Below are 17200 nucleotides of genomic sequence, written 5' to 3'. Positions count from 1 at the left end.
AAAACATCAATGATATTCAACAAATCTGGAGGGGGTATTCCTATGAACGCAAGAACCAACGCAAAAACAATTCTGAATGCGCTGGTGATGATCATGCTGTTTTTGACGTCCATTGTAGCTGTTGCTGCAGTGCCGCCTAGTGCAGTCGTTGACATCCCGGGCGTAGTCGTTGAATTTGTCAAGATTAACGGCGACGAAGTCACCAACGGTGGCGATATCAAAGATACTTTCGAGCGCGGTGAAAAAATAAGCATCCGACTCAAAATCGCCTCGACCACTTGGCCTGGCGCACAACAGCCTGCATGCCTTGATGCAAACAACAACCCAATCAGAGATCAAAACAACAATATTGTTGTTCCTGATGCAAACGGTGCCTGTGCAAACGGCGTTCCGGGCGTGTTCACACCTATCAACGCAGCTGAGGATGTGCGCAACGCCGCAGTTCTCGCATGGATTACCGGTGACGAACATTTCCCACTTGTCCAGGTCTCTGAAACATTTGACCTTGAGGCAAAAACACGGGACGATGTTGAATTTGAACTCCAGGTTCCACAAAATCTCAATCTCGAAGATGGCGATGAGTACAAGCTCAATCTGCTGGTTTCCGCACGCGGCCTGTCCGTAGCACAGTACCAGTTTGACCTGAAGATTGAAGCACAGCGTCACAATGTCGTGATTCGCGATGTGGTCATCAGCCCGAGTAGGCAAGTGCTTGCCGGCAGACCATTCACCGTCATGGCACGTGTCCAGAATCTCGGTGAAAAAGATGAAGAAGGAATCAAGATTGTTGCAAAAGTGCCTGCATTCGGCCTTGCAGCTGAAAGCGCAGACTTCATCGACCAGATCGACGGCGGCTCAGAAGATGACTCGGTAACGAGTGAACAAATCTACCTGCGCATCCCTGCTGATGCAAAACCCGGCATCTATGATGTTGTGGTTGAAGCATTGTACGACGATTACACCAAGAAGGAAACAACGATTACAAAAATCGAAGTCGTGAATCCGAGCTACCAAGACGCAGCGCAGCCTGGCGAACAGCCAGCTGAACCGCAATCATCTTCGCAAAAGGGAAAAACCGTTATCACGGTCGGCCCTGAAATGCAGGATGTCGTCAAGGGACAAGGCGGCGCGATTTATCCAGTGACCATTGCAAACCAAGGCGCAGTAGCAAAGAACTACGTCGTTGGCGTAACCGGCACTGAACCATTCGCAACCGTACAGCTCAGCCCGAGCAATGTGGTGACGCTTGAATCCGGCGCATCAGAGACTGTTTATGTCTATGTCTCTGCACGCGAGGATGCACAAGTCGGCGCACACACCTTCGCTGTTGAAGTCCGAGCTGCAGACAAACTGCTCCAGCAAATGTCGCTCACTGCGAACGTTGTTGAAGGCAGTACCACTGCACCCCAGAGCGACTTGCGAAGAGGCCTTGAAGTTGGCCTTATCGTGCTGATTGTCGTCTTGATTGTGCTTGGTTTGGTCATTGCATTCGCGCGCTCGCGCAAAGGCGATGGCGAAGAGCCACTTGCAGGACAGGCGTACTACTAAAATTTTAAATTTTTTATTTTTATCTTCTCTTTTTTTATTCTACTCTCTTCATTTTCTCGTGCATATTCACCGCAATATTTATAAAGAAAAAAGCCTTCATTAATCATGCATGGAGCAAAGAGGTGATGGATGTAGAGTACGTAGTATTTCGACACTTTTTAGTCTCTTTATCATTCTCTTTATTTTTATTCTGTTTGGCGCGCTGCCGGTTGCTGCAGGCACATCGTTTGAGCTCGCGCCCATTACTATTTACGAAGGAACATCACACCTTTTTAATTTCACCGTCACCACATCACACATTCTAAAACCAATTGACCAGATCAATTTCAGTGCTCCCAGCTTGAATACCCTCACCGCAACCAATGACTCGAGCTTTAATCAGGGATGGGATATTGCTACCGGCTCATCGAGTCTGCTCTGGCAAAACAATAGCATTCCAAAAGGCAGTTTTGTAATTTATACCTATCTCCAATTTACTGCCATGCTTCCCAAAGTTACGAACGACACTGCAGAACAATGGTCCATCACCACCACTGACAACAAAAATGTCCAAACAACGAATCTCGTGAACGTCACCATCAAAAACGATGCCACAGCGCCGATTCTTTCAAATCTCTACCCCCCTCAAAATGGATATCTTCGCAGCGTGCAGAGCTCCGCGAGTACTCAATCTGTTGACCCTGAATCAGGCGTTGCATCAGTCGGCTTCAATTTCAGCCAGTGCAAAGGAAATACGACCGTGACGCAGGTGCTTGGAAAAGCAGCAGATACGCCTGATAATTATTCTGCCACCGCAGACTTTTCCGGATTTGCCGAAGGCGCATCAGTGTGCTTTTCATTTATATCGTCGTCAAACGGCGGCGAAACCACCGTAAGCAGCGGAAATTTTACCATCGACAACACACCACCAGCGGTGATTGCGTTGAGCCCTGCTGACAATGCTTTCATTCCCAGCGTACCAAATCTTTCCTTTGCTGCAAACGACACTGTTTCTCCATCAGTCTCCTGCGTTGTTCTTGTTGATGGCTCATCTGCAGCAACACTTACACTTACTCAATCATCGACGCTCGCCACCACGCCGGCCAATGCAAGCGACGGCAGCCACCAATGGAGCGTGTCATGCACCGACCTCGCCGGCAACACCGGACAAAGTACCGTACGTACCGTTAAAGTTGATACGGCACCACCAACGGTTTCGTTTTCTTCGCTTCCGTTAGTAATTCGCGGCCGTTCAAACACGCTTCCTGCAACCATTTCAGACTTTAGCGGCATTTCAAAAGTCAGCGCGCAGGTGGTGCTCAATGCAACGGCAAACCAAACCATTCCATCGTCGTCAGATGGCAACTCCTATGCGTTTACTGTTGCTCCAGAATCAACAACCGAATTGGGTGCTTACACCTTGTCGGTGCAGGCCGAAGATGGCGTGGGCCATAGTGCAATCAATACAGTCTCATACACCGTGACCTACAATTATATTATTAACCTAACAACACCATCGACAGTTGCAGCCGGACATGACCTCACCTTTGCAGGAATTGTTCGTATGGACAATGCGTCGCTCATCAAAGAATCAAGTGTTCGGCTCATGCTTCCGGATGGCAGTAGCCTGTTCGTTCCCGTCGATAACCAGAGCGCTTTCAGCTATACTTTTTCCGCCCCAGAAACTGCAGGTAGTTATCCCCTCACTGCGCAGGTGCTTGCAGGAAATGGCATTACTTATAATGGGACTACAACCGTGACGGTTGAGTCGAGTGCTGCATCAGCACCCTCAAGCGGTGCACCGGGTTCAGGCCGCGGCGTGAGCCGTTCATCAGGTGGCGCGCCATCGTCATCTTCCCCTGGTTCAGCAGCATCAGGCACTTCCGGCGTGAGTTCAGGCGTATCAGCAGCATCTGTTTCTTCCTCATCTCCATCCTCGTCGGTGTCTGGCACCTCATCCGGCACCAGCACAGCTTCTGCATCCACCTCTGCAGATAGTTCCGGCGATGTCGGTGTTGGCCGTGCAGGCGGATTCCTCACCAATGCACTCATCAAAAACTCCAAACTGATATGGACTGTTCTCGTTGTCATGCTGGTGCTTGGCGTGCTCGTCTATATTTCACGCGGTCCTGAAGGGCCAGTCGTCCAGGTGCGTGATACCGTTCGTGATTCCTCTCCTCCCCATTCTCCAGAGTCTGCGTTCAGCCCCTCATTCCAGCAGCCAATTCAACAAAACACGACACGCCATGACCTCGACCTTGACGAGTATCTTCGCTCACGGCTTGGAAAATAGGTGACGCATGGTTCTTGAAGACATCAACACCGGCTGGCTCCTTGACCGGCCGTATGTTTCTTTTTTTCTCGGGTTTATGTACTCCATTATCGGATACATTATTGCGACACTGTTTTTTTTCGAAAATAGCGTGTCTGTTGCCATGCTTTTCTTGACGACACTGCTCATGGTGCCGACGTTTGTTGGCGTGTTGAGCCATGAAGAGGGACTTGAGAGCAGACAGCCCGAATCAGGAATTTTCTCATTCCTGAAAAATCACCGTACCATCATTGAAGTGTATATCCTTATTTTTCTCGGGGCGTTTATCGGTTTTGTCGTGCTCGGCGTGCTTGCTGCTGACAAAGTTCCGCTTATTTTCAACTACCAGCTTGATTTTTTGAGCACACGGGAAGGCATCACCACCAAAACCCTTGATCATTTCTTTTCGACGACAAACGTGCCAACGGTGCCGAATGCATTGGGTATTGTCCAGCATAATTTGTCCGTTGCGCTGATTGCATTCTTTCTCTCGGTTGTCTTTGGCGCTGGTGCACTCTTCCTCATTGTGCTGAACGCAAGCGTGTTTGCCTCCTTCGGCGTTCTTATCCTGCGCTATCTTGCAACTGATTTTAGCGGCGGCCTCAAAATCATTCTCATCTTTGGCACCCACCTCGTTCCTGAACTTGCCGGCTTCATTCTTGCCGCCATTGCCGGCGGCGTTGTTTCAAAAGCACTCCTCACTGAATCATTCGGAAGCGACGGATTCAAAAACGTGGTGCGGGATTCACTCTACCTTTTTCTCGTTTCATGCATTCTGATTCTTGCAGCGGCATTTCTCGAAATTTATGTCACTGCTGACCTGTTTGCCGGATTTCCATCATAACTTTTAAATACTTCCTCTCGGTCTACTGTTGTATGCATCCGATTTTTACCTCAATAACTATTCTGCCATCGAAACAGGTCAAGGAAATCCACGAGCATCTTCTGCGCCAGTGGGGCTGTTCATTTGACGATAAAAAAAAATATGGCTATCTTCTCTCGCGCAAGGAAAAAATCTACCTCATCAACCGAAATGTGACCAGCACGCTTGACCTTGATATATTGATCTCGTTGCGCATTGATCGCATGGGAATGTACTTTGGCGAACAAGTGCCCGGTGGGTTGCGTTTGAGTATTGAGGGCTCCCAGCTTGTCGGCCCCCACGCAACAAAAAACGTGCTCACTATTTCTGACACCGAGAAATCATTATGGCTGAAAGGTGAGCCGCTCGAGAAGCATGTTGATGAGCAGGGCTTTGTCATTATCGCCTGCCCTGCCGGCGACAGAACTGATTTTCTTGGCTGCGGCAGAGTGCATGCGGACCATGAGAAAGTCGCTAATTTTATTCCCAAGACGAGAACGCTGTTGTCATCGAATGAGTAACTTTAATGGAAATACGAGCAGGGCACCAGAATTCTGCTGCGGTGCGGATCGAGCAAGGTATGTAGCTGTTCGCCTCGTTTCCTAAATTGATCGTACCTGCGAGCATAATCCCGCCGGGTATTCAATACTCTTTTTAGCTCGTTTGCCTGATTCTGACGGAACCGTACGTGTTCTCGCTCATCAACCAACAGGTCAGGGACTGACGTAAACACAATCTCATACAGCCGGTTTTTTCCTTTTGGCCGAGCTTTCAGCTGGATGAGTTGGTCCCGTCCACCATATTTGTAATGGTCATCAACACCTGGTTCCTGTAACCCTTTTTCTCCACTGCCATCTTTTCTTTCCCGTACTTCCTGCCGCGGGTCAGGCTCAAGTCCGTAGTCACCCAATCTTCGGTAAAACTCTCTGAACAGCGGCGTGACATCAGACGGAGCATACGTTACTATCTTGATTCTGAACCAGTCGTCAACAATTGGCACTTTTACCGGTTTTGTTATTCCTCGCTTCCCCCGCTGGCTGTTAATTTCATACCGCAGCAGTCGGTCTGCTGTTTTTTCTACAGCGCGGTCCGTATCTTTTCGTCCGGCAAGTATCAGTGCTGCTTGTCGGCCCACGCTCGTTGAATATGCTGCCTCAAGAAAAACTTCTATATCCTGCAATCCTTTTGAAAATCCGTCTTGAGCTGCTTTTTTTCCTTCGCTGTCAAATCCCCGATAATACTCAATCGCTTGAGCACGTTCCGGCGGCAGGTGCGCAAGCTGCGGGTCAATGCGCTTTGCCGGCCGTTCTTTCCAAAGAAAGCGAAGGTACTCATAATAACTGGTAAATGCGCAAATTTCTGGTTGGGTTCCGGGAAGATTATTGTTGAAGAATGTTTTGACAAACCGGTTAAACAGCCGCTGGATATATCGTTCTCCCTCGTCGATGCGCTGCACAAACAGTTCCTGCGCGTGCTCAAGCAATTCGCCAGTAAAATTGTCAAGCATATGCGTTACTAATACCTGTCCCAGCGTCAGGTGATCCAAATACTCCGGCCGCATTTCCCTCGTGATTCGTTCTCGTTTTTCGTCCAGTTTTGCTTCAAGCACGCATATCCCTCAGCACCATTTTTAGATACTTTTAGATAAGAATGTCTTCTTGCTTTTATTCCTCTCTCTTCTTGTGCTGTTTTTTAATCTTTTTAACAAATCCCTGCTTGATGATGGCCGCGTTTGGAATATACACTAAGTCGCCTTCTTTGGTCTCAACCTTTGTTTTGGTCAGCGTGATGTCGCGGACAATTCCGGCAACGCCATGCGCTTCAATCGTGTCTCCTTTTTTGATGAGGCCTGCGCGATACAGAGAAATTCCCGCGGTGAGATTCGGCACAAAGTCTTTAATGCTCAATATAAATGAGATGACCAGCACAATAAGCACCGCGCCCACAATTACTGATAAGATGAGCGTGCCGATTTTAAGCTGGTTCAGCGCCATGATAACAGCAATAAAATAAATAAGATACGCCACGCCCTTGCTGACATACCGTTCGACGGGCGCATGAATGCGCGCCTGTTTCAGCACGCTGCGCACTTCAAGTTCGCGCAGAATTTTGTACACCAGTTTGCTGGCGATCTTCCCGACAATAAATCCGATAAGGACAATAATCGCAGCAGCAACCAGATTGAGATAAACTCCTTGAAATAGTTTTTTTGCCAGAACAACGATATCATCAACAAGAGGAATCATGTGCTCACCGCGTTACGATACTGATTCAAGCATGGACACAATGTTCCACAACTGGGTGCGCGTGTAGGCTTGAATGTTGACATCTTCAGAAAGCTCTCCGAGCTGGTCAAGTGCCTTGTTAATGACCATGCGCTTGTCTGCTTTTTCTTCTTTAATCATCGTAGAAATTACCTGCAACTTTGTCTTTATATTTTTTGGCACCGTGGTGTCATCCTGCAGCTCAGCAATGGCGTCAAGAATTTGCCCCAGATCATCAGCGTTCGTCATCCTTACCCATCTCCTTCAATACTTCCTTCTGCGTGCTGCTGGCTTTTTCCTTTATTTTTTCTTCCTGCTTTTCAATAGTTTTGATGCGCAGCTCAAGCACTTCTTTTTTTTTCGCAAGGTCCTTTTTGACCTCATCTTTTTGCGCAGCAACCATAACACCGCCGATAATTTTGAACACTTCTTTGGTTCCCTCAATTTCACTCAACGCAGAATCAATCTCCATAAGCTGTGCCTGAAATTGCTGGCGCTGGACGGTAAACGTGCGCAGATTCTGCTCAAGCATCTGCAGCTGCTCAATTTTTTGTTCGGTTTCTTTGGAGAGTTCAGCCATAAGTCACTTTATTTTTTTCATTTTTTCAAAAACAGTAAGGATTTGGATGAGCGTATTCATGCCGGCGCGGAAGGCCGTTGCGTCCTGTGACTTAATCGTAAAAATCACTCGATTTTTTTCAGCGCGCGCCGTTATCGCCGCGCGTTCCGTGGTCATCAGTTCAGGCAGTGCCGCCTGATACAGTGCATCGGCTGCCGGTTCATCAACAACAATATCTGCTGTTATCATCTTAAACAGCTTTTACTTTTGTTGCAACTTGTCGCGGCTTGAAAAGTATCTTGCTTCCGCAGTAGGGGCAGCGAATTTTTTTTCGCAGGTACTCATCACCCACTTTGTGGTTGCAGGAAAAACATTTGTATTCCATAGTTTCACATGATTTGTCGTTTTATTGTTCTTGAGAAACGGTCTGCTCTTCACGGGCTTCTATCGCTTCTGCCTCTTGTTCAACAGCAGGTGCGTGCGTTTCTGCTGGCTCCTGCGTTGCAATCTGAGCAATAAGCTCTTGTGCCGTCATCTTCTTTTTCGCCGGCAGGTATGCTTTGCCGGTAAATTGCGCATTGCATTTTCTGCACTGCCAGATTCCTGCTGCAAGCCGCTGTACACGGAGTTGCATGCAGTACGGGCACTTGTGCTTTTGGCGCTGGGCATGTTCAATAAGCCCAATTTTGTGCCGCGTTGTTCGTCCGTATCGCGGGCCGAACCGTTTTATCGTTGAGAGTTCTTTTGGAAGTGCCATTGGTATTCAGTTCCTCCTCAAAAAATGGGGCTACCCGGACTTTCTCAGGTTGTGGGAATCCACAGCCCGATTCGAACCGGGGTCTGGAGGTCCCAAACCTCCCATGATAGCCAAGCTACACCATAGCCCCTTTTAAAAGGTTAATCAGAGAAACATCGAACTCTTTTTAAACTTTGCGGTTTGGGAGTGCTCTATTCTATGGGAAAAAGAGAAAACGCAGGGGATGGGATTTTCACCTAATCACTCGCACAATTCCCTTATCCGCATCCACTTCAACCAGTTCCCCATCATGTAATCTGCGTGTTGCAATCTGTGTCCCGACGATACATGGCACTTTAAGTTCTCTGCTTATCAACGCAGCGTGGCACGTTACACCACCTTCGTCAGTTACAATCGCTGCTGCCTTTTTCATCAGTGGAACATACTCGGGCCGCGTCATCGGCGCTACCAAAATTTCATGCTCGTTAAATTTTGAGAAATGCGCTTCGCCCTTGATGATGCGGACAATCCCCTGCGCTTTTCCCGGACACGCCGTTGTCCCTTTAATTTCACCATGGTTGGCAAATGTTTTTTGAAGTTCCTCAACAATACCTTCAGCTTCTTTTCCCGCGTACCACGTTGTTTTTTTGGAGGTATATTCTTCAAGGAAAAATTCCTTTCTCTCGCGTATTTTTTTGCGGATATCGCCTGCGGTTGTTTTTTTGTTTATATCTTCAGCGAGAATGGTGACAACTTCGCCAAGTGGAATTCCCAGAATCTCTGCAATTCGTGAAAAGAACATATCATAAAAATGATTATTGATGAGGCTGTGCTTTTTTCGCTTGTCGCGCAGCATGAACAAGTTTCTAAACAAGTACAGCACCGTAACCAGACTTTTAGGAATACCATATTTTTTTATTAATTCTTCCTGTTTTTTCCCCCAGTCGGTTTCCAGATACCGAATCTCGGTCTCAATTTCTTTTTCATCCTGTTTGAGGATTTCGTTGAGCCGCGCCATAAACTCTTTTTCCGTGAGTACTTTGGTGAGCTCCCAGCTATTGTCCACATAAAAATACGTTTCTGCATGGCGTTCAAGAAGAGGTTCTGCTTTGGTGAGTGATATCTTTTTTTGCTGTACTTTTTGTGCTATCTTCAAAAATGCCTGCTTTTCCTCCTGCATGAAATTGAGCCAGTTTGAGCGCATAAATACTGAAACTGTATCTTCATCAAGTTTTACATTGTGCTGGCGTATTTCTTTTTTCAGCAATTCGTCTCCTTCCGGATCAAAAGTGTCACACAGGTACGCGTGCAGCCAGTAGTCATAGTTGAGCTGTTCCAGTTTTTTCACGGCGCTCAATGCCTCTTTCAAGTTGAGATGTGAACTATCTTTTTTGCGGTACTCTTCATAAAACGCAGTGAGCAGCGCGCTCTTTTCCTCTGCTTTTTTCATTTCCTTGTCTATGAATGCCGGGTCTTTTTTCTGGCTTTCAATCGTCGCCAGTGCCTTGTTTGTAAAGTCTTGTCTTGGGCATAGCCACTCAAGATGTTTGCCGTCTTTAACAAACCATATTGATATTTTTGTATTCATATGATTTGCTGCAGCTCTGCAGGGAATGAAGATGTAGCGTGCTTTGATATTTCCTGCCTGTTTGTACCAAACGTTCTTTTTGATGTACTCCTTGAGTTCGTGTGTGGTTTTCATAGTTTTCTCACGGTGCCGTTAGTGGCGTCAACCTCAACGACGTCTCCTGTTTTTAAAACTTTTGTTGCAATGTTGGTTCCAATGACACAGGGAACATTGAGCTCCCTGCTGATAATTGCAGCATGGCAGGTAATACCTCCTTCGTTGGTAACAATTGCCTTTGCTTTTTTCATAACCGGAACAAAATCTATAGACGTCATGCTCGTTACGAGTATTTCACCGGCTTTAAAACGATCCAACTCTTCTTTTTTCATGATTACTCTCACGGTTCCAACGACTTTCCCCCTGCATCCCGGTTGGCCTTTGATTATTCCTGATACTGTCTGAATATCGTCACGTTCATTATCAAAAACCGCGTATTTTTCAACGTCATCTCCAACAAAACAGGTGCCATTTTCGATGATGACCGCATATCCTCTTTTTCTCTGATCAAGTATCTTTTGTGACGGGATTTTTCGGGTTGCCAAAGTTTGTTCTGCTTCCTTGGGCGTCAGATGTAAAAAGTCCCACCATGGCATGCCAACGAGATCGGCGACTCGTTTGAGAAATGGCTCACTTCGATGCTGACATTCATTGACCGTCTCTTTTTGATAATTTCTTGAAAAAATAATATCCTGCATGATCTTGATGAGTTGACGTTCTTTTGGCGCCACTTTTTGAGCAAGATGTTTCATCATGTCTTTGTATTTCTTTTCTTTTTCTCCAAGCGCTTTCAACTCTGTTTCTGGATTACTTGCTTGTATTTTTTCATAGAGCCCCTCGACTGTTTGAGGTTTTCCTAGATGATACGTTGTTGCAAGCCATCCATACTTCTTTGCGTGTTGTTCTAATCGGTTTGTATCTTTCTTTTGCAATTCGCTCAAAGGTGTTCCTTTAATCTTTTTTCCGATCGTCAACAGTGCATGTTGTTCTTTTGACAATTCGAGCGTTTCAGAGGAGCGTATGAGATTTCCAAAATACCCTTCGCACCAATGCTTTGCTAACATCTTTGTAACTTCCTCTTCAACAATTCTTCCTGCAGGCACGGCCAGCCACCAAAAACAATAAAACGCATGCATCTTTTTGAGGTAGCGATGCAATTCTGCTTTCATTTCTGTTTCTGAGTGGTGTGCTGATGAGATTGTTCGTACATATTTTTTCAATGATTCTCCTGCTTTTTTCTGTCGTTGTACATAGTCATGAAAATAAGCCGGTTTTTTCAATAATTTTTCTTTGAGAAGGTTTTCAAGTTTTTTTTCTTCGCCGATTTTTGAAAACCATTGATATTTCACAAAGCGGATATTTTTAAAAGTAAACGGCATTTTAAGTGCGTGGTCAGTATGCGCGAAACTTTCTGTTACGCCGAATGCAGGGAACAACGGCGCCTCTCTTCTGATATGAAAATGCCAGTTAATCATGTTTCAGCCTCTTGACGGTGCCGTTGGTTGCATCCACTTCCACTATATCCCCTTCTTTTAAAACTTTTGTTGCTGTCCGTGTCCCAATCACACACGGTATCTTCAGCTCTCTGCTAATCACGCTCGCATGGCTCAATATGCCACCCTCTTCCGTCACAATCGCCTTGACATTTTTCAGATACGGAACCATGTCCGGCGTTGTGGTATGAATCACAAGTACCTCTGCTTTTTCCATGCGCGGCCATTCGTTTTTGTTCATGATGAGCGTTACTTTGCCGGTGACTTTTCCTCGATATGCTGGCATGCCCTTGATTTCAGTAGTGTTTACGTCAGGGAGTTTGAGGTGCTTCAGTGATTCCAGCGCTTCTTTGCCTTGCAAAACAAGTATCTGATCGGGGCCAAACGTGAGGTAAGTGAATGCCTCTTTGCGCTGGTTGATTAATTCTTTGTCCACTGGTTTATTTTCATGCAACAGCGCCGTTACTTCCGGCGGCATGAGCCACACAACGTCTTGATATATTTCGAATTTCAGCCGTTTCGCGATTTCGGTGAACAACGGAACAATGTAGTACGTTGACTGGCTGTACCGTTCGGTGCGCCAGCTCCGGAAGAAAACTGCTTCGTTGGCTGTTTTGAACAGAAGTTTTGAAAAATCGTCAGCTGTTTCGAGTATTTTCTGAAATGCTTTTTGTTTTCGTTCAGTTTCGGCCTCCAGCGTTGCCAATTCTTTTTCAGGCTCGGTGCAGTGTTTTATTTTTTCAAGATAGTCCGCATCATCATAAAATTCCATGAACATATCTTTTCGTTTCAAAAATGAAAATCGTTCAACGTGCTCTTTAAGGCCGTTCGTTATGTCTTTTTTCTGTTTCTTTTGTATCGCCATCTTCAGCAGTGATTTTCGCTCTTCAATCACTTCGCTTTCTTGAACCGGCGTCATCACCACATCATACGCTTCGTGAGGCAAGCGTTTCTTACATTCCTCGGTGAGTATCGATTCCATACAGAGGGGAAAATATGTGGTTGGTACATGGGCAAACAAGTCGCTGATATAGTTTTGATATGTTCTCCGCAGTTCTTCATTGGCATACTTTGAAAAGTCAATCTTCAGCAGTTTTCGCCATTTTTGCTGGTGCTTTTTATTTTGTTCCCGCATCCGTTCCATAAACTGAAGGACAAAGGTCGGCTCTTTTTTGAATTGTTCCCCTGCCTTCTTTCCCAGTGTGGTGAGCTCATCTTTTTGAGTAACAACATGGCTACAGCACTGCCCATTCGTGAGCACCGGATACGGAAATTCTTTTGCCGTCTGCGTTGCAGAGCCGTAATAAAAAAAATAAATCAACAGCGGCGGCCGTCGCCTGATGTGCCAGTAATGCCAGTCCGTGTTCGCAAATTCGGCAAGGAGCTTATTCATACCTCTGTGGGATAAACCAAGATTATATAAACTTTATTAAATCTTTTGTTTGCCATATCCGTATGCTTTTTTGTTGCTGAAAGTGCTTATCATCTGACCAGATGTCTGACTTTGTTGCTAATGCTGCTGCAATAAATGGTGTGTCATTTGTGTCAATCGTATCCATAATTTTTTCTGCTTCCGGCATTTTTGAACGAATAAGCGTATCATCAACAAAAATCAGCCGTTCTTTAATCTTTTCTAAAATCATATCAAACGCAGCATCGTTGATTCCTGCTTTTTTGAGCACATATTCTTTGTACTTGGTGATTTCTCCCTGTGAAAATGAAAGCGTAAGAAGTTCTGCATCAATATGAAAAAGAATCTGCCGGGAAATCGAATCTTTTATTAACGCTGCGATAATCCGATTAGTATTCACAACCAGTTTCATTGCCTGAATCTCTTTGCGATTTCGTGTTTTATCTTATGGCCAATTTTTTCTGCATCTTCTTCGGTCAGCGTGCTCTTTTCGAGAACCTTATCCATCCAGTGGAGTTCCTTAATCTTTTTTTCGAATGCCTGGCGCGCAACATCGCTCCATCTAATGTCAGAATGCACGTTCATTTCTCTGTGGAGTTCTTCAGGAACTGAAAGAGTCATGTTTGCCATATATGTGTATTATTTGTTTACACATATTTAAACCTTTCCTTTTTAGAACTCAATGATGCCCGTGCGCCGCATGTTTCTGCTCTGCTCCATGCCCCTGTTTCGGCGCGCCATGGTAGTGCTTGCCCGGCGCATGATACTCATGCCCGTGATATTTCGCGCGTTCTTTGTTCCATCGTTCCATTTCCGGCTTTGCAGCGGAGTCGCGTCCGAACAAATCAACTTTATTTTTGGCTGATTCCGGCTTTTTCGCGTACCAGTCAACCGGTCGATAGAGTTTCGGGTCAACAATCAAATCCAGCGTTTTTTTGTTTACTTCTCTATTTACCCCGCTGGTGCCAAAGTGGGTAGCATCTTTGTGCTGGAGTACATGGTACCCTTTGGCGTGCTTGTACACCGTTTCATTCGGCGGTACGAGCGCATCTTCCCTGCCAGAAACAATATACACCGGTACATGTGGTTGTCGTTCGTATTTTCGCAGCGCTCCTTCGCGCGCTGCCTTGCTGGTGCCGAGATTTTCTCCTTCAATGTCAAGAATCATGCCTGCTGCTTTTTGTTCAATCGTGCTCATTCTTTTGAAGCCATGCGGCGTCGGCGCGCGTGCTTGCACTTGATGGATGCCATATTTTTTTATTTTTTCATTTGCCGCCATTTCAATACCAACGTTTCCGCCTGAGCTGTGGCCGCTGTAATAATCTTTTCTCTTTGATGGATTGTGCAGGTGCGTTTGGTGGTGTAAATGCTCAATCTGGTGGAACGCATCTTCCGCAGCGCCGGTATCGCCAAGCGCATGCTTGCCTTTTAGATGATACGGCTGTATCCCCAGTTCGCGTGCCTGGCTCGCCAGCCGCCACTGGCTGCCAATTGTTTGCGCAAGCCCATGCATAAGATAGAGAACAGGATTTTTTGTGTCGGGGTGCGCTTTGAGATACTTTGCTGTTTTCCAGTTTTGATAGTGTGCAATCGGCACACCAACAGTGTTGTCAACCGCGTTCACTGCAATGTTTCTGACATTTTCAAACATCAGGCGCACTTTATCTGCCAGCTTGCGCGGACCGGGCATGCGCTGGCGCGCGCCTTCAAGCTCATGTTCCATACCCTTGACTGCATATTTCGTCGGGTCGCTCTCATACTGTGCCTGCGCGCTTTTTTTGCCGGGGTAAAGTGCTTCTCTTTTTTCTTTGTCGCGTACCGGCGGCTCGACGTTGAATGGATCGTGCACTTTCAGTTCAAGCCCTGATTCATCATGGCCGTGGCCGGCGTGGCTTGCTGCATGGCCATGTTCGTTTTTTTTCTGAAGAAGAATTGAGATTAGTACGCCGATAAAAACAACAATCCCACTAAACAAGACCATACTGATCCTCTTTTACTGTTTTTTAGAGCACTAACACGAGCTGCTTTTTATTTTTTGTCTATCTTGCGTATGAATTTCGCCGGTACACCACCCCAGACCTCATTATCAGGGATGACACGCTGGGCAAGGCTCTTTGGCTCAACAACGCTGTTCTCGCCAATGGTCGTGCCGATTCTCACCAATGTTCCAGCACCAATGCGTGCGCCATTTTTGATGAGCGTTCTGCCGAACACCGTCTGGGTAATCGTGTATTCGTGGCCGTCAAGATAGACATCATGCTCAAGCACTACATTGTCTTGGAGCGTGATGGTTTCCGGGAAGATGTGGTCAATCACCACACCCTTGTCGATGGTGCAATTCTTGCCAATCGTTGTGCCAATCATGCGCAGCAGCGCTATTTTGAGCCAGCATGAGGGCAGCAAGCGGGTAAACTCAACCACTCCGCCGTTGAAGAAAAGTCTGATGATATTGCGCGCCCGAAACCAGTCATTGCCGGCGCCAAGGCGGTTACCGTTGTAGTAAATCTTCAAATAATTCTGCGTGGAGTCTTTCAGAAAGGCATCAACTTTCTCGCGGAATTCTTTGTAATATTTTTTTTGTTCTACCGGATCTTTTGTTGCCGGCTTGAAATATTTTTCAATCTCTTCGGGAGAGAATTTGTGCGTCATTTTCGCGGGGATTCCTTCCCATAATTCTCCCTCACCAGTTTCGATGTCAAAGGTCGGTGTATTCATTCCGAGAATAGAATTTTTGTTAATCACTGCGCCGGGCAAGAGTGTGCACATGCCACCGCTCATGGCGCGTTCCTTGATTTCAACTTTGCCGATGGTGAGTTTGCATCCTTTGCCGCTCTTTTCAAAACGATGCCCAATCAGCGTCGAGCCGCCGCCGACCAATGCGCCATCACCGATGGTGATTAATTGCGGAAAACAGGCATCAAATGAAATGTCGTGCGGAATACACACGTCATGGCCGACGTTCATCCCTGTTGTGCGCAAAAGCCAGTTCTTGAAATGGCACGGCACCAGCTTTTTTTGAAGCGTGAAAACCAGTTTGTTGTACCAGAATTTCGGAAGAGAAACGCCGCGGACATGTTCATTCTCAACAAAGAGCGTTGTTTTTTTCTTGTCAGAACTAATCAACTCTTTCACTGCTTCCCTGATGCGCTGGTTTTGTGAAATTGTCATATCTTCCTCACAACCCCCTTACTCGTATCCACTTCTATCCTATCTCCATCTTTCAGCAGCTTCGTCGCCACCTTCGTCCCCACAATACACGGCACGCCCAGCTCTCTCGACACAATCGCCGCGTGGCTTGTCATGCCACCTTCATCCGTCACAATCGCAACTGCTTTTTTCATGCCGACAACGTAATCCGGAGCGGTCATGGGCGCGACCAGAATGTCGCCTTGTTTTATTTTGCTGATTTCACTTGCAGATAGCACAATTTTGGCGGTTCCAACCACGTTTCCGTTTCCTTTGCTCACGACAATGCCGCGCAGCTCTCTTGTCGCCGGATCAACTTTTTTAACGACATAGTCCTTTACTAGATTTGCCGCAGCGGTATCTGTGACAAGCCGTGAGTTATTGGCCGCAGTATCATATATCATCAAATACTCTTGCATTCGCCGGCTACTATCTGTTCCAGAAATGCGTGTCCCTGTTTTGAACAATGCAGCTACTTCCCGAATCATGTAATACTGCAACTCATTAAAATCAACTGAACATCGCCGCTGCGCTTCTGCAAGAAATACGTCCATCCAATGGTTGACCATGAAAATATATCTCTTGCGGGTGTCCTGCCACCAGATACAGAACGAAAGTCGGTGTATTATTTTTTCAGCATTTTTTGAGAGTTTGTATTTTTTGATGAGACCTTTTTTCTCCTGCTTCACACTTTTCGGCAGGTTCAGTATTTTTTGCAGTTTTTCAGCCGCCTCTTTTGCAGAAAGTTCCTCAAGGTGCTTTTTGAAATGGGAAACCGGCAGTATCTGTGTGTGGTGATAGCTGTTGAGCATCCAAAACCATTTTTGCTGGTGCTTTTCGAGCGCTTGTTCAAATTTTTGTTTTTTATTTTCGTATTTTTTTATCTTGAGCACATCAATTTCCTCTTCCTGATAAAACGAGTAATCTTCCGGCGCTGAAAACCGTTCAAAGGCATGCAGAAATTCTCCTTCATTTTTTATTACTCTATGCAATTCGCGCTTGAGCATTTGCTCGCCGCCCCAGTTTACCAGTTCTGGCAGCAGGCCAACTGTCCAGAGGCGTGTGTAGGTCGTTCTAAAATGCTCAAACAGTTCGATAAGTTTTTTCTTGTCGAGTACATCAAGTTTTTTGATGTTTTTTCCTATGGCCAGCAATTCCTTGAGCAGTCGTTTCCATTCCGCATAATTTTTCTTGAATTCACTATCAACCAGAATAAACCGCTTAAAA

17 protein-coding genes, 1 tRNA gene and 2 pseudogenes are annotated in these 17200 nt (G+C 46.2%); 4 read left to right on the top strand and 16 right to left on the bottom strand.

What is annotated here, in order from left to right; translation table 11 throughout:
- Positions 1-42: 42 nt before the first annotated feature.
- From Q7R76_04495 to Q7R76_04480, 4 genes are all read left to right on the top strand, one after another.
- The gene (locus Q7R76_04495) at positions 43-1548 is read left to right on the top strand and encodes a hypothetical protein (protein MDO8642813.1); all 1506 of its coding nucleotides are present in this window, start codon (positions 43-45) and stop codon (positions 1546-1548) included.
- A gap of 109 nt (positions 1549-1657) precedes the next feature.
- On the top strand, positions 1658-3820 hold the full coding sequence (locus Q7R76_04490; protein MDO8642812.1) for an Ig-like domain-containing protein: 2163 nt from the start codon (positions 1658-1660) through the stop codon (positions 3818-3820).
- 7 nt (positions 3821-3827) lie between these two features.
- Positions 3828-4682, top strand: a complete 855-nt coding sequence (locus Q7R76_04485) for a stage II sporulation protein M (protein ID MDO8642811.1) — start codon at positions 3828-3830, stop codon at positions 4680-4682.
- A gap of 32 nt (positions 4683-4714) precedes the next feature.
- Positions 4715-5221, top strand: coding sequence for a hypothetical protein (locus Q7R76_04480; protein ID MDO8642810.1), 507 nt, complete (start codon positions 4715-4717; stop codon positions 5219-5221).
- A gap of 2 nt (positions 5222-5223) precedes the next feature.
- Here Q7R76_04480 and Q7R76_04475 read toward each other — a convergent pair whose 3' ends face one another.
- From Q7R76_04475 to Q7R76_04400, 16 genes and pseudogenes are all read right to left on the bottom strand, one after another.
- Positions 5224-6309 carry a hypothetical protein gene (locus tag Q7R76_04475; GenBank protein ID MDO8642809.1) on the bottom strand — a complete coding sequence of 362 codons (1086 nt, stop codon included), beginning with the start codon at positions 6307-6309 and terminating at the stop codon, positions 5224-5226.
- A 55-nt stretch (positions 6310-6364) separates the two neighbouring features.
- Positions 6365-6946, bottom strand: a complete 582-nt coding sequence (locus tag Q7R76_04470; protein ID MDO8642808.1) for a mechanosensitive ion channel — start codon at positions 6944-6946, stop codon at positions 6365-6367.
- A gap of 12 nt (positions 6947-6958) precedes the next feature.
- Positions 6959-7213, bottom strand: a complete 255-nt coding sequence (locus Q7R76_04465; protein ID MDO8642807.1) for a UPF0147 family protein — start codon at positions 7211-7213, stop codon at positions 6959-6961.
- Complete coding sequence (locus Q7R76_04460; protein ID MDO8642806.1) at positions 7200-7544, bottom strand: prefoldin subunit beta; 345 nt, start codon at positions 7542-7544, stop codon at positions 7200-7202. Before Q7R76_04460 ends, Q7R76_04465 begins: the two co-directional genes overlap by 14 nt.
- A gap of 3 nt (positions 7545-7547) precedes the next feature.
- Positions 7548-7772 (bottom strand): KEOPS complex subunit Pcc1, encoded by a 225-nt coding sequence (locus Q7R76_04455; protein MDO8642805.1) that lies wholly within the window; start codon positions 7770-7772, stop codon positions 7548-7550.
- A 1-nt stretch (position 7773) separates the two neighbouring features.
- Entirely contained in the window at positions 7774-7908 is a 135-nt protein-coding gene (locus Q7R76_04450) for a DNA-directed RNA polymerase subunit P (protein MDO8642804.1), read from the bottom strand.
- 21 nt (positions 7909-7929) lie between these two features.
- Positions 7930-8280 (bottom strand): 50S ribosomal protein L37ae, encoded by a 351-nt coding sequence (locus tag Q7R76_04445; GenBank protein ID MDO8642803.1) that lies wholly within the window; start codon positions 8278-8280, stop codon positions 7930-7932.
- A 25-nt stretch (positions 8281-8305) separates the two neighbouring features.
- A tRNA-Pro gene (locus Q7R76_04440) sits at positions 8306-8410 on the bottom strand.
- 102 nt (positions 8411-8512) lie between these two features.
- A complete protein-coding gene (locus Q7R76_04435; GenBank protein MDO8642802.1) occupies positions 8513-9961 on the bottom strand; it encodes a PEP-utilizing enzyme in 1449 nt (482 codons plus the stop codon).
- Between the two features lie 2 nt (positions 9962-9963).
- Positions 9964-10203 (bottom strand): annotated as a pseudogene (locus tag Q7R76_04430) (PEP-utilizing enzyme).
- Positions 10204-11350: 1147 nt separating this feature from the next.
- Entirely contained in the window at positions 11351-12769 is a 1419-nt protein-coding gene (locus Q7R76_04425; GenBank protein ID MDO8642801.1) for a PEP-utilizing enzyme, read from the bottom strand.
- 22 nt (positions 12770-12791) lie between these two features.
- Positions 12792-13199, bottom strand: coding sequence for a PIN domain-containing protein (locus Q7R76_04420; protein ID MDO8642800.1), 408 nt, complete (start codon positions 13197-13199; stop codon positions 12792-12794).
- Positions 13196-13417, bottom strand: a complete 222-nt coding sequence (locus tag Q7R76_04415; GenBank protein MDO8642799.1) for a hypothetical protein — start codon at positions 13415-13417, stop codon at positions 13196-13198. Before Q7R76_04415 ends, Q7R76_04420 begins: the two co-directional genes overlap by 4 nt.
- Positions 13418-13466: 49 nt before the next feature.
- A complete protein-coding gene (locus tag Q7R76_04410) occupies positions 13467-14768 on the bottom strand; it encodes a hypothetical protein (protein MDO8642798.1) in 1302 nt (433 codons plus the stop codon).
- A 47-nt stretch (positions 14769-14815) separates the two neighbouring features.
- Positions 14816-15955: a DapH/DapD/GlmU-related protein gene (locus Q7R76_04405; protein ID MDO8642797.1), complete on the bottom strand. Its 1140-nt coding sequence runs from the start codon at positions 15953-15955 to the stop codon at positions 14816-14818.
- Between the two features lie 8 nt (positions 15956-15963).
- Positions 15964-16218: pseudogene (locus Q7R76_04400) on the bottom strand (PEP-utilizing enzyme).
- Between the last annotated feature and the right edge of the window lie 982 nt (positions 16219-17200).

Source organism: Candidatus Woesearchaeota archaeon (assembly GCA_030651375.1).
Lineage (GTDB): Archaea > Nanobdellota > Nanobdellia > Woesearchaeales > UBA12501 > JAUSFM01.
Note: the sequence above shows the minus strand (reverse complement) of the source record. Positions and strands in the feature narration are given on the sequence as shown.